Origin of the sequence: Bradyrhizobium sp. Ghvi, assembly GCF_900115265.1 — a bacterium.
In the GTDB taxonomy this organism is placed as follows: domain Bacteria; phylum Pseudomonadota; class Alphaproteobacteria; order Rhizobiales; family Xanthobacteraceae; genus Bradyrhizobium.
The window spans coordinates 196,433-209,443 of the sequence record NZ_FOVU01000003.1 but is presented as its reverse complement, the minus strand read 5'-3'; the positions used below and the strand labels follow the sequence as shown (position 1 = coordinate 209,443).

The 13,011-nt window shown below is 63.9% G+C and carries 14 protein-coding genes; 4 read left to right on the top strand and 10 right to left on the bottom strand.

The features are described from left to right. The first annotated feature begins 32 nt into the window (after positions 1 to 32). The 3 genes from BM374_RS12200 to BM374_RS12190 all read left to right on the top strand — a co-directional run bounded on the left by BM374_RS12200 (position 33) and on the right by BM374_RS12190 (position 2,833). Positions 33 to 236 carry a hypothetical protein gene (locus BM374_RS12200; protein WP_092292336.1) on the top strand — a complete coding sequence of 68 codons (204 nt, stop codon included), beginning with the start codon at positions 33 to 35 and terminating at the stop codon, positions 234 to 236. A 204-nt stretch (positions 237 to 440) separates the two neighbouring features. Beyond that, positions 441 to 1,949 carry a metallophosphoesterase family protein gene (locus BM374_RS12195; RefSeq protein WP_092292334.1) on the top strand — a complete coding sequence of 503 codons (1,509 nt, stop codon included), beginning with the start codon at positions 441 to 443 and terminating at the stop codon, positions 1,947 to 1,949. Between the two features lie 71 nt (positions 1,950 to 2,020). Continuing rightward, positions 2,021 to 2,833: a tetratricopeptide repeat protein gene (locus tag BM374_RS12190; protein WP_092292332.1), complete on the top strand. Its 813-nt coding sequence runs from the start codon at positions 2,021 to 2,023 to the stop codon at positions 2,831 to 2,833. Between the two features lie 129 nt (positions 2,834 to 2,962). Here BM374_RS12190 and BM374_RS12185 read toward each other — a convergent pair whose 3' ends face one another. From BM374_RS12185 to BM374_RS12145, 10 genes are all read right to left on the bottom strand, one after another. Next, on the bottom strand, positions 2,963 to 3,937 hold the full coding sequence (locus tag BM374_RS12185; protein ID WP_092292330.1) for a type II secretion system F family protein: 975 nt from the start codon (positions 3,935 to 3,937) through the stop codon (positions 2,963 to 2,965). Positions 3,938 to 3,946: 9 nt separating this feature from the next. Beyond that, the gene (locus tag BM374_RS12180) at positions 3,947 to 4,924 is read right to left on the bottom strand and encodes a type II secretion system F family protein (RefSeq protein WP_092292328.1); all 978 of its coding nucleotides are present in this window, start codon (positions 4,922 to 4,924) and stop codon (positions 3,947 to 3,949) included. 16 nt (positions 4,925 to 4,940) lie between these two features. After that, positions 4,941 to 6,404, bottom strand: a complete 1,464-nt coding sequence (locus BM374_RS12175; RefSeq protein ID WP_092292326.1) for a TadA family conjugal transfer-associated ATPase — start codon at positions 6,402 to 6,404, stop codon at positions 4,941 to 4,943. Between the two features lie 21 nt (positions 6,405 to 6,425). Beyond that, a complete protein-coding gene (locus BM374_RS12170; RefSeq protein WP_092292324.1) occupies positions 6,426 to 7,691 on the bottom strand; it encodes a CpaE/TadZ family protein in 1,266 nt (421 codons plus the stop codon). After that, the gene (locus BM374_RS12165; RefSeq protein WP_092292322.1) at positions 7,688 to 8,422 is read right to left on the bottom strand and encodes a CpaD family pilus assembly protein; all 735 of its coding nucleotides are present in this window, start codon (positions 8,420 to 8,422) and stop codon (positions 7,688 to 7,690) included. The genes BM374_RS12170 and BM374_RS12165 overlap by 4 nt, the downstream gene beginning before the upstream one ends. A 20-nt stretch (positions 8,423 to 8,442) precedes the next feature. Beyond that, positions 8,443 to 9,918 (bottom strand): type II and III secretion system protein family protein, encoded by a 1,476-nt coding sequence (locus tag BM374_RS12160; RefSeq protein ID WP_177248313.1) that lies wholly within the window; start codon positions 9,916 to 9,918, stop codon positions 8,443 to 8,445. Positions 9,919 to 9,929: 11 nt separating this feature from the next. Beyond that, a complete protein-coding gene (cpaB, locus tag BM374_RS12155) occupies positions 9,930 to 10,727 on the bottom strand; it encodes a Flp pilus assembly protein CpaB (RefSeq protein ID WP_092292318.1) in 798 nt (265 codons plus the stop codon). A gap of 126 nt (positions 10,728 to 10,853) precedes the next feature. Then, positions 10,854 to 11,378, bottom strand: a complete 525-nt coding sequence (locus tag BM374_RS12150) for an A24 family peptidase (protein ID WP_092292316.1) — start codon at positions 11,376 to 11,378, stop codon at positions 10,854 to 10,856. Positions 11,379 to 11,502: 124 nt separating this feature from the next. Next, positions 11,503 to 11,643: a hypothetical protein gene (locus tag BM374_RS38550; protein WP_177248237.1), complete on the bottom strand. Its 141-nt coding sequence runs from the start codon at positions 11,641 to 11,643 to the stop codon at positions 11,503 to 11,505. Positions 11,644 to 11,719: 76 nt separating this feature from the next. After that, positions 11,720 to 11,884: a Flp family type IVb pilin gene (locus BM374_RS12145; RefSeq protein WP_092292314.1), complete on the bottom strand. Its 165-nt coding sequence runs from the start codon at positions 11,882 to 11,884 to the stop codon at positions 11,720 to 11,722. Between the two features lie 255 nt (positions 11,885 to 12,139). Here BM374_RS12145 and BM374_RS12140 point away from each other — a divergent pair, with 255 nt between their 5' ends. Continuing rightward, positions 12,140 to 12,967, top strand: a complete 828-nt coding sequence (locus BM374_RS12140) for a sterol desaturase family protein (RefSeq protein ID WP_092293397.1) — start codon at positions 12,140 to 12,142, stop codon at positions 12,965 to 12,967. Positions 12,968 to 13,011 lie beyond the last annotated feature (44 nt).

Genomic DNA, 13,011 nt, shown 5'->3' with positions numbered 1-13,011 from the left:
ACGGACGACGAAGCGTGCCGGGAGGAGTCGCAATGGAATTTGTGTGGAGCGTGGTCACATTCATCGGCCAGGCCATCGAGGTCGTCTTTGGCTATGTCGAGCATCACCACTGGGTCTTCGCCTTCCTTGCCGGCGGCTACGTCTTCTATCTGCACGACCGTTCGGTCCACGCGCGCTTCGACGCACTCGACAAGCGCATCGACGAAATCCGCAAGCGTCTCGCCATCGAATATTGATCGGGCTCCTTGAAACCATCTGCGGCCGCGCTCGCATATCGTTTGAGAACTGCGGTTGACGCGTGCGCGGCCGCAGGGCTTTACTAGCGTTGCGGTTGTGGCATTATTGTCGAATATTTTGAGTTGTAAGGCGCGTCTCTGCACGTGTCGAAGGCCTTCTCTCAATCGTTTGGGCGACGCAGCATTCGCAATGAGCGGCGCAAAATGGATAGATCGTTTGTCATTGCGCAGATCTCCGACCTGCATCTGGACGGGTCAGGCCGGCTGCTTGCAACGATCGACAGGCTCACCGTTGCTCTGCGCGAGCGGATGGCGGCCTTCGCTGAGGTGCCAGACCGCATCCTGCTGATCACGGGCGACATCGTGAACGATCCGACTCCGTCTGCGCTCGACGAAGCACTCGCGGTCATCGCCGCTCTCAGGCAGACGGGACTATTCACCGACATCCAGGCTGTCGCCGGTAATCACGACCTCAAGCGTCCGAGCCAGCGCGGCGGCCGCCACGACGCCTATGACTATCTGCGCCTGCCGCGGACCTCGAAGAGCGTCTATTACCGCCAGGCGGGTCTCGACCTGGTGCTGCTCGACTCAAACAACGCAAGCCTCACGGCGCTTGCCGGGGGCAACGGCGACGAACGGACCTATCAAGCGATGGTCGCGCAGTCCGCCCGGTTGAGCGTAGAGCTTGCAGGCAGCATCGGCTCGGCTGGTCGCGCCGGCTATTCCGAGCCCGCAGAGAAGTTGGTGCGTGTGCTCGCGCTGCACCACCATCCGCTGCCGCAGGCGACCGGCGAGGGGAAGCGGTTTCTCGGCGTTCCGGACGAGCCGTTGATGTATCTCGCCGCGCCCGCGACCTTGCTCGAAGCGGCGACCTCGCTCAACGTCACCCTGATTCTACACGGGCATCGCCATGTCGAGGGGCTCAGTCGCTATTCGATTCCTGATCCACGTGCGACGTGGAGCGGCGGCGAGGATTTCTGGCGCACGATCTATGTGCTGTCCTGTCCGTCCTCCACCGGGCATGGCGGCGACGACGCCGGCTTCAACATCATCCATTTTGGTCCCACGTCCGGTGCTGAGCAGGCCGAGTACCGGTTCGCAATCGCCCGCTATTCGCGGCAGCGCGACGATGCCGGCTTCAGGCCGCTCGATTCGAATCTGCCGGAGGGGCTCATCTGCCTTCCGGCGGGGCGAGACCTGTCCCGCGATCCCGCCGTCCGGTCGGCGATCGAGATCGCCTCATCCGCGTCGCTGTCGCGGGACCAGGTGCTGGGGCTGGTCCGGCGGCTGCTGTCGCGTCCTGCGTTCTACGATGGCTGCAGGCAGGATTGGACGGACCTGCTCTACACCTATCTCGTCACGTCCCATGCCTGGGCCGATCTCGACGGCAAGCTCGCAAGGTCCGCGCAGGGGGGCGATGCCGCGGCGCTGGCAGAGGCGAGGGCGCTGCTCCAGCGGCTCATCGGACAATCAGCCGACATGCTCGGCATCGACCATGCCACGCTCGACGAACTCCGCGCCGATCGCCTCGTCAGTCGTGACGACCTCTCGCGCCGGTGGCCGATGCTGCCCCGCGAGGCCGCCGATATTCAGTTGAGGGAGCAACAGCGGTTGCAATTGCTGCGGGACCTGAACGAGGAGGTGAAGCTGCTCGGCCTCGATCTCGGCCTGGGCGGGGCGATGCCGCCGCAAGGCGGCTGTTCGCGGCGTTAACCGGCCATTAGGGTTAACAGTCTATTGCTGGCGCGTTCGGCTCGATCATCAGGCTCGAGAGTCAAAGCGTCATGCGTCAACGGTTCCGTCCTGCCCGGCTTCTTGCCTCCGCCTCGCTGATTGCTCTGGTGGCCGCGAGCCTCGGCGGCTGCACCGCAATGTCAAAACTGTCCGACGTCACCGGCTCGATCGGGCCGAAGGCGGAAGCCGCGCCGGCCGATCCTGCGCGTGCGGTCGAGGCCTATGGCGAACGCTATCGCGCCAATCCCAAGGACGCGGACGCGGCGCTGGCCTATGGTCAGGCTTTGCGGGCCAATGGCCAGCGCGCCCAGGCCGCCGCCGTGCTCGAACAGGCGACCATCGCCAATCCCGGCAACAAGCCGCTCTTGGCCCTTTACGGCCGCGCGCTCGCAGACAACGGCAATTTCCAGCAGGCCTTCGACGTCTTGTCGAAGGCGCATTCGCCCGACAATCCCGACTGGCGCCTGCTCTCGGTGCAGGGCACCTGTCTCGACCAGATGGGCCGCCACGACGAGGCGCGCGCCTATTATGCGAGTGCACTGAAGATCGCGCCTGAAGATCCCGGCGTGCTGTCCAATCTCGGCTTGTCCTACATGCTGTCGCGGAATCTGCCCAAGGCGGAAGAGGTGCTGCGGCAGGCCTACGCTTCGCCGCGTGCGAGCTCGCGGGTGCGGCAGAATCTCGGCCTGGTGGTCGGCCTTCAGGGCCGCTTCGCGGAGGCCGAGGCCATCGTGAAGGCGGACCTGCCACCGGACCAGGCCGCGGCCAATGTCGCCTATCTCAAGGACATGCTGAGCCGCAGCGATGGTCCTCGCGGCGCGTTGAAGCGCACGCCGGTCGCCTCGCTCAGCCAATCCGACTGATCTGCCGCCTTTGGCGCGATCAGGCGAAATTTGTCCGACACTGCGAAGGCTTATCGCGATCCGCATGGCATAGCGCCGGCGATGGCCGGCTACTGTGCATGGGGTTGTTTTCGCGTTTTTTGGTCCGCGTCAGTGCAGCTCGGAGATCTTGATGCCGGTCGGGCCGAGAATAACGACGAACAGCACCGGCAGGAAGAACAGGATCATCGGCACGGTCAGCTTCGGCGGCAGCGCGGCGGCCTTCTTCTCGGCCTCGTTCATGCGCATGTCGCGATTTTCCTGCGCCATCACGCGCAGCGATTGGCCGAGCGGGGTGCCGTAGCGTTCCGCCTGCTGAAGCGCCAGACACACCGACTTGACGCCCTCGAGCCCGGTGCGTTTCGCCAGGTTTTCGTACGCAACCTTGCGGTCCTGCAAATAGGACAGCTCGGCGGTCGTCAGGGTGAACTCTTCCGACAGCGCGATCGACTGGCCGACGATTTCGGTTGCGACCTTGCGGAACGCCATTTCGACCGACATGCCGGATTCGATACAGATCAGCAGAAGATCGAGCGCGTCGGGAAAGGCGCGCTTGATCGAGAGCTGGCGCTTCGAGATCGCGTTCTTCAGGAACAGCATCGGCGCCTGCAGGCCGAGATAGGCCGCGCCGACGCAGATTCCGATCTTGATCGGAATCGGCCGATCCAGGTGGGCGATCAGGAACACGTAGATCACAGAGCCGACGAACAGCACGATCGGCGCCACCATGCGGGCGAACAGGAAGGTGACGTAAGGCGCCTGGCCGCGATAACCCGCCATGATCAGCTTGTCGCGCGCAGCCTCCTGCGCCAACCATTTGGTCAGGTTGAAGTCCTCGACGACCTTGGAGACGAGCTGCTTGGGCGTCTGGCGCAGCGAGACCTTCTCGCTCTTGTTGAGGCGTTCGCGCTCGCGCTGCCGGATCCGCTCGCGCTCGCTTGCGACCGCCTTCATCCGCTTGGAGAGGCCCTCGCCGGCAAACAGCGGCATCACCAGCGTATAGACGGTGGCGCTGGCGGCGATGGCCGCCAGCAACATGGTCATGAAGTGGACGTCGTGCAGTTTTGTGACGAGCAAATCAACCATACGGCACCATCAAAAATCGAAGTTGATCATCTTCTTCATCACCAGGATGCCGATCGACATCCAGACGACGCAGCCGACCAGCATCAGCTGGCCGGTGGGATGGGTCCACAGCAGGGAGATGTAGCCGGGCGTCGTGAGATAGACGAGGAACATCACGATCGGCGGCAGCGAGCCGATGATGCCGGCCGAGGCCTTGGCTTCCATCGACATCGCCTGGATCTTTTCCTTCATCTTCTTGCGGTCGCGCAACACCTTGGAGAGATTGCCCAGCGCTTCGGAAAGGTTGCCGCCCGATTTCTGCTGGATCGACACCACGATACCGAAGAAATTGGCCTCAGGCAGCGGCATGCGGTCGTAGAGGCGCGAGCAGGCCTCGCCGAGCGGCATGCCGATCGCCTGCGTCTCGATGATGGCCAGGAATTCGCTGCGCAGCGGCTCCGGCGCGTCGGCCGCGACGACCTTGATGGATTCGAACAGTGGCAGGCCGGCCTTGATGCCGCGAACGATGACGTCGACGGCGTCGGGCAAGGCCGCCAGGAATTTGTTCTCGCGCCGCTTCTTCAGGAAGCCGAGCGCCCAGCGCGGCAGTCCGAAGCCGCCGGCAAAGGCGAGACCGCCAGCACCGAGCAGGCCGCCGCCACCGAGCAGCGCGCCAAAGAAGAACACGCCGGCGACGACGCCGGACACGATCCAGAATTTCTGCGGCGTCCAGTCGAGCCCGGCTTGCGAGAGGCGGATGTTGAGCGGAACGCTCTTCTCCTGCGAGCGTCTCGCCTCGAGATCCTTGAGCGAGCTCTCCACCTGCTCGCGGCGCGAACGCTGGGTCTTCTCGGCCTGGCGGGTCGCGGGCGCTTCGGCGCGCGCGATCGAGGCGCGGCGGCTCTCCGCCTTCCGCTCGCCTGAGAGCATCGGATAGAGGAAGACCCAAGCGATGCCGCCGACGGCAGCGGTGGCGAGGAAGGCGAGGGCGAGGACCTGAATGTTCATGGCTGCGCCGGCCCGCTCACGTATTCGGTTTCTTTTCCGCAGCGTCGAGCGCGGCGGCAAGGCGTTTCTCTTCGCCGTAATAGCGTGCGCGTTCCCAGAATTTCGGACGGCCGATGCCGGTCGATCGGTGCTGACCGATGATCTTGCCGTTGGCGTCCTCGCCGATCAGGTCGTAGAGGAAGATGTCCTGGGTGATGATGGTGTCGCCTTCCATGCCCATCACCTCGGTGATGTGCGTGATGCGGCGCGAGCCGTCGCGCAGACGCGCGGCCTGGACGATGACGTCGATCGAGGCGCAGATCATCTCGCGGATAGTGCGCGAGGGCAGGGAGAAGCCACCCATCGTGATCATGGATTCGCAGCGTGACAGCGCTTCGCGGGGATTGTTGGCATGCAGCGTTCCCATCGAACCGTCGTGGCCGGTGTTCATGGCCTGGAGCAGGTCGAAAGCCTCCGGGCCGCGGACTTCGCCGACGATGATGCGTTCGGGACGCATACGAAGACAGTTGCGCACCAGTTCGCGCATCGTGACCTGGCCTTCGCCTTCGATGTTGGGCGGGCGGGTTTCGAGCCGCACCACATGGGGCTGCTGCAGTTGGAGTTCGGCTGCGTCCTCGCAGGTGATGACGCGCTCGTCGTGCTCGATGTAGTTGGTCAGGCAGTTGAGCAGCGTGGTCTTGCCGGAGCCGGTACCGCCGGAGATCAGCACGTTGCAACGCACGCGACCGATGATCTGGAGGATTTCGGCGCCTTCGGGCGAAATCGCGCCGAACTTGACGAGCTGATCGAGCGTCAGCTTGTCCTTCTTGAATTTGCGGATGGTGAGCGCGGGGCCGTCGATCGCGAGCGGCGGCACGATGGCGTTGACGCGGGAGCCGTCAGCGAGGCGGGCGTCACAGATCGGCGAGGATTCGTCGACGCGCCGGCCGACCTGACTGACGATGCGCTGGCAAATGTTGAGGAGCTGCTGGTTGTCGCGGAAGCGGATACCGGTCCGCTGGATCTTGCCGCTGACTTCGATGAACACCGTGCCGGCCCCGTTCACCATGATGTCGGCGATGTCGTCGCGGGCGAGCAGTGGCTCGAGTGGCCCGTAGCCGAGCACGTCGTTGCAGATATCGTCGAGCAGCTCTTCCTGCTCGGCGATCGACATCACGATGTTCTTGATCGCGATGATCTCGTTGACGATGTCGCGGATCTCTTCGCGCGCGGATTCGGAGTCGAGCTTGGCAAGCTGGGCGAGGTCGATGGCCTCGATCAGCGCGCCGAAGATGGTCGCCTTGACTTCGTAATAGTTGTCCGAGCGGCGAGTTTCCATCACCGGCGGGGGCCGGGAGGGGGCGAGCGGCGGGGACGCGACGGCCGGCGGGGGCGGCGCGCGCGACACCGTCGGCGCCGGAGCCGGGGCAGGCTCTGGCGACACGGCGCCGGGCTTGGGAGCCCGAAAGTCGGTGTCTGTTCCGCTACGCTTACCGAACACTTAACAACTCCATGCGGCGGCTTATTTTCCCCGCAACTTCTCAATCAGCGGTGAAAGCAAGGACGACTTTTGTTTCTTCGTCTCGCTGCGGCCGGTCAGGCGCTGGGCGATCTGGAGGAACATCTCGATCGACTTATGGTTGGCGGAGATCTCCGCGATCATTTGACCGTTGTTGGCGGCCGCGCCGAAGGTCTGCGGCTCGAACGGAATCGAAACCACGGGCTGGCTCTCGATCGCCTTGGCGAATTCCGTGGCGGCGATCTCCGGCCGCTTGGGAATACCGACCTGGTTCAGGCAGTACAGTGGCGGGCGGTCGTTGGGGCGTGCGGCCTTTAGCAGGTCGAACAGGTTCTTGGTGTTGCGCAGATTGGCAAGATCGGGCGCCGCCACAATCAAAATGTCGTCTGCACCGATCAGAGCGCGCTTGGTCCAGCCGGACCATTGATGCGGGATGTCGAGCACGATGCAGGGCATGGTCGCGCGCAGCGTGTCGAACACCGCATCAAATGCGTCGGTCCCGAAATCATAGACCCGGTCGAGCGTCGCCGGCGCGGCCAGCAGGCTCAGATGGTCCGTGCATTTCGACAGCAGGCGGTCGACGAACGCGGTATCGACGCGATCGGGCGAGAACACGGCGTCCGCGATGCCCTGCGGCGGGTCCTGATTGTAGTCGAGTCCGGCGGTGCCGAAGGCCAGGTCGAGATCGGCGACCACGGCGTCCATCGCGAGGTCCCGCGCAATCGCCCAGGCGACGTTGTGGGAGATGGTGGAGGCGCCGACGCCACCCTTGGCTCCGACCACGGCGATGATGCGGCCGACCGCCTTGGCTTCGGGAGCCGAGAACAGATTGCAGATCGAGCGCACGACATCGATCGCACCGACCGGTGCGAGCACGTAATCGCTGACGCCGCGACGCACCAGCTCACGGTAGAGCATGACGTCGTTGATGCGGCCGATCACGACGACGCGGGTACCGGCGTCACAGACTGTGGCGAGCTGGTCGAGCCCGGTCAGCAGGTCGCTGCGGGCGTCGCTCTCGAGTACGATCACGTTCGGCGTGGGCGCCGAGCGATAGGCTTCGATCGCAGCCATCATGCCGCCCATCTGGATCTTCAGATGGGCCTTGCCGAGACGACGATCCTCGCCGGCCGATTGCACGGCGGCGGCGGTCTCCACGGTTTCGCAGAAGGCCTGGACCGAAACGCGAGGCGCGGGCGCAATATGCTCCTCGACCGGCGGAGGGGCTTCCGGCTGTTCTTCTTGTGTCTGGCGCGCGTAGCTGATCATTTGCCGGTGTCGCTGAGTTTGGCCCTTTCGGCCTCGGGATAGGTGATTGCCGTCGGATTACCCTTGCGATACTTCTCGAAGGCGGCGGTACGCCGCACCGTATAGGCCGGTGTTTCGGGCCGCGGCTGTTCGAGGTCGGTGGGATTGTCGACCATTGCCGCGAGGTTGCGCTGGTAGGCGCAGCCGAAATTGTAATAGTCCTTGTTCTCGAACCAGCTCTTGTTCTTCATCGAGGGGCCGATGTCCTCCGGCCACAGGCCGCACGGACCCGCAACCGCGGCGATCTTCGAATAGGTCAGCCGGATCGGGGGCAGGAAGCGCTTGTCCTCAGGCTGGTAGGGACGAGCGATGATGCCGCGCGGCGGCACGCCCGCAGCCGCCAGCATCGCCTGAATCTCGTGCATGGATTCCGTCACCGGACGGGCGTTGGGTACTCCCGTCGGCACGTCGATGTGGATGGCGCCGGTGCCCTCGTGCAGCCAGGTCGAGGCCAGGCCCATCACGTCGGCGCGCTGAGCCGCCGTCAAGCCGCCGCGGGAGTGACCGACGAAGAGGACGATCGAGCGGTTCTGCTCCTCGATCGCGATCGGATGACGCTGCTTGTAGTCGTCGGGGATGGAGGCCGTGGTCACTTCGTCGTGCTGGCAACCGCCGAGCGCGAGCCCGATACCGACCAGCGCGCCACCGATGGCGATGGCGCGTTTGCGAATCTGGGGTGGTCTTATGGTCATCGTGAAGTCCCCGTTCCGCCTCAGTCGGTGATGAAGCCGTAGGTGCCGCGGTAGTTGCGAGCCGGCTCGGTCTTGCCGGGTACCCCGTAGATGCGGTTGATGTTGCCAATCAGCTCTGCCTGCGGGTCCGCAGGCGCCGCGAAGCCGTCATCAGGCCGCGACAGGTCCTTTGGCGCCGTAGCGCGAACGACATAGGGCGTCACGATCACGACCAGTTCGGTCGCGTTGTTGACGAAGTCGCGGCTGCGGAACAGCGTGCCGAGGATCGGCAGCTGCATCAGGCCTGGCAGTCCGCTCACCGCCTGCTTGGTCTGCTGCTGGATCAATCCGGCCATCGCCATCGCGCCGCCGGAAGGAATTTCCAGCGAGGTCTCGGCACGGCGGGTCCGGATCGAAGGCACCGTCACCGAGTTCACCGACGTCGAGGTGACGGCCTGGGAGAGCGTGATCGCGTTTTCGTTCGACAGTTCCGAGACCTCGGTCATCACCCGCAGGCTGATCTTGCCTTCGGTCAGAACAACGGGGGTGAAGTTGAGCGAGATGCCGAACTTCTTGAAGCTGATCTGGGTGGTACAGACATGCGTGGTGGGATCGCACGCATAGCCTGCCGGAACCGGAAATTCGCCGCCGGCAATGAAGGTCGCCGATTCGCCGGAGATCGCGGTCAGGTTCGGCTCGGCCAGCGTGCGGATCACGCCCGCGGTTTCCATCGCACGCAGGGTGGCCTGCACCGAGGGGGCCGCGCCGAACTTCGAGGTCAGATTGTTGCCATCGACGAGATTGTGGCCGAGAGCCGTGAACGGATTGGTGTTGGTGAAGCTCACCACCGAGGTGCCGTAGTTCAGGTTTGCGGACAGGTCGATGCCGAGCTGCTTGACGATGTTGCGCTGGACCTCGGCCACCGTCACTTTCAGCATCACCTGGTCGCGGCCGCGGACCACGATGGAGTTCACCACCTTGTCGGCGCCGCCGACCAGGCGCGCGGCGAGATCGTTGGCCTGTTGCGCTTCCAGCGGGTTTGCCGCCGAGCCGCTCAGGACGACTCCCTCGCCGAGACCGTCGATCTGGATGTCGGAATTCGGCAGGATTTGCTTCAGCGCGGCACGCACGCCATTGAGATCGCGCTTGACCGCAATGTCATAGGCCGCGATTTGCTGGCCGGCGGAATCGAAGAACACGATGTTGGTCTGGCCGACCGTGGCGCCGATGATGTAGGCGCGCTGCGCCGAGCGCACGACCGCATTGGCGATCTTGGGATCGGCGACCAGCACGTCCTTGATATCGCGCGGCAGGTCGATCACGATCGACTTGCCGACGCCGAGCGAGAGGAAGCGCGCGTTCATCTGGCCGTCGGCCGCAACCGGCGCCACGGGACGGTAGTCTGCGGCGATCACGGGCGTCAGCGCGGGATTGAGCGTCAGCGCGAGAGCGGCCGAGAACGACAGGGCGCGAACCATCGAAGTTCGCATCGTTGTCAGATCTGCCCCGCATTTCATGTCGACTGTCCTCATTGTGCCTTCGTCGCCTGGGTTGGGACGCCGTAGCGAATGATCGAAACGCCCTCGCGCTTCTGCGCGGAATCATCGAGCGTGATCTCGGTCGTCTTGTTGTCCGCAATGCTGCGCAGCGCCAGCGACAGCGTTCCGGCCTGGCGGGACGAGGACAGCAGCTGGGTTTGTGCAGCATTGAGCTCCAAGGTCACGGTCTTGCCGACCACCGCGTTCTGGCCGTCCTTCTCCTTCGGAGCCTGGTCGATCGCGAGGACGCGGACATTGACCAGGATGATCTCGGACCTGACAATGTCCTGGGCGCCGGGAGTCTGGTCGGGGTTCTTGAGGCGGCGCGTGAGAAGAACGTCGACGCGATCGTTCGGTAGGATGAAGCCGCCGGCACCGGTCTCCGGAGAAATTTCGGTCGAGACGGCCCGCATGCCGCTGGGCAGGATCGCAGCCATGAATCCGGAGCCGTCGGCCTTGACCAGCTTCTGGTCGCGGATCGGCTCGCCCTGGATGAATGGGGCGCGCGCGATCGAGCCGACGACCTGGGTCGCGCCGTCAGGGCGCTCGCTGCGGCGGATGAAGGTGGCGCTGGCCGTTGCGGTCGGCCAGGTCTGCCATTGCACGTCTTCCGGCTTGACTGTCTGGCCGAGACCGATGTCATTCTTGGCGACCAGAACGTCAGTGGTGGGGAGCTGCGCGACCGGAGCCGCTGGAGGCGGCGCAGAGTCCGTGCTGCTCGCCAGATACGCGGCGATACCGCCGGCGCAGATGGCGACCGCCAGGACGACAATGCGTGCCCTATTCATACGCTCACTTTCCACAGAACGCCGCGACGCTGCCGCCGCCGTAATCGGCAGTTGACCAGCTATTCGTCAAAGCATGGTTAATGAGGCGTATCTAAATCGCCTTAACGCCTGGTTTATCCGGGGCGTTCAGCGCAGTGCGAGGTGAGCGAGGTCGATCGCTTTCACCCATTCGGTCTCGGGATAGATCATCAATGCGCCAAGCGCGAGCGCGATGCCGTAGGGAATGCCGCTCTCCTTGGCGTGCAGCCGCGCCAGCCAGGCCTGACCGGCGAGCCCGTAAGGCAGCGGCCATTGCCGAAACTGGAGCAGAAGGAGCGTCAGCGCTCCGCCGAACAGCGAGGCGTAGAGCAGGAAATCCATCAATTGAGCGAAGCCGAACCAGAGCGCCACCGAAGCCGCGATCTTGGCGTCGCCGCCGCCCATCCAGCCCATCGCAAAGCAGGTAAAGGCCACGACGAGGAGCAACGCGCCGGCGCCGACATGGCTCAGCACCTCGTAAGGTGCCATGCCACCGGCGAGAGCAAGCACGAAGAAACCTGCGACCAGCGCCATCGACACGCGGTTCGAGATCGTCATGGTGAAGAGATCGCTGGCGGCTGCAAACGCCATCAGGGCCGGGAAGAGCAGGAGGCGCGCAAGGTCAAGGATCATGGGCTGCGTCTTGAGGCCTTAAGTCAGTTGCCGGATCGGCGCGTCGGCGCATGCTAGCGCGCAGTGCTAAACAAACCGACAACGGCTGCGAGGAGTTCGGAATCGGCAGCCCGGCGCGGGCGCTTCACCACATGCTGGCGATACGGATTGCGAGCATGCCAATGGCGAGCAGCAGCGCCAGACAGACCCAATAGGCCGACGCGTCGATGCGTGCTGTATCCGCCTCGTTCGCCGCAATCGCGGCATCGGTCCTGTGCTTACGCAACGCCACTGGAACTCGCACACACCAGAAAGACAAAGCCCCGGAGGTCCGGGGCATTTGCCGTCGTTTGTCGGTCGGCTTACTTCAGCGAGGCGCTGATCGAGCCGAACTTGGCGTTCAGCGTGGTGCCGAGGCTGTTGACGACGGTGATGATCGCCAGCGCGATGCCCGCGGCGATCAGGCCGTATTCGATAGCGGTGGCGCCGGATTCATCCTTGGCGAAACGCGCAATCATGTGCTTCATGAACTAACTCCATCTGGGTGAGGTCGCCACGTTCGGCGCTGTCTTGACGGGACGACCATGTGAGCCGAGCTCTTTCGGCGGGGTTAATTCGACCAGTCAAACCCGTATCCGGCGTGATGCTTTTGGCCAAAGTGAATTTCGCCTTAAGGCGGGCCTGCGATTCGTTGCAGTTCCGAACGCGCCGCCAACTTCACCGTCCCTTAAATCTCGCGGAGTAGGCGTAGGTCAGATCAGCAGCCCGGAAAACAAGCGATGATGTCGAGCCTGCCCATGCAAGTCGCCCTGATGCTGGGCGAGACCATCGAGAAGGTAATCCCTGTCACGCTCGTGCTCGCGCTGGTGTTCACTGTGCTCGAGCATTTCTGGGCCTGCAATCCCGGTCCGTCGTGGTGGCGCAAGCGCGAGATCGTGACCGACATCTGCTACTGGTTCTTCGTTCCGGTGTTTGCCCGCACCATGCGTATCGGCCTGTTGATCGTCACGGCCGGCATCGTCTTCAACATCCACGACGCCGACGAACTGATCGCCTTCTACGACAACGGCCACGGCCCGCTGTCGCAACTGCCGCTCTGGCTGCAGGGCGTGCTGTTCCTGGTCGCGTCGGATTTCATGCTGTACTGGCTGCACCGGCTGTTTCATGGCGGCGGGTTCTGGAAATATCACGCGGTCCATCACTCTTCGGAGGAGATCAGCTGGATTTCGGCGGCCCGCTTCCATCCGGTCAATCTGATGCTCGGCACGATCGGTGTGGACGTCGTGCTGCTGATGGCCGGCATTTCGCCGAACGTGATGATCTGGGTCGGTCCGTTCACGACCTTCCACTCTGCCTTCGTGCACGCCAATCTGAACTGGACTTTCGGTCCGTTCCGATATGTGCTGGCGACCCCGGTATTCCACCGCTGGCATCACACGCCTCTCGAAGAAGGCGGCGATACCAATTTTGCCGGCACCTTTCCGATCTGGGATGTGCTGTTCGGGACCTATCGCATGCCGAACGGTGAACTGCCGCAGGGCTACGGCAAGGATGAAGCGACCATGCCGAAGGAATTCCCCGGTCAGCTAGCCTATCCGTTCCGACACTAGGCGCCGCCGGGCCGACAAAAAGGCCGTCCGTTCAAACAATAGTC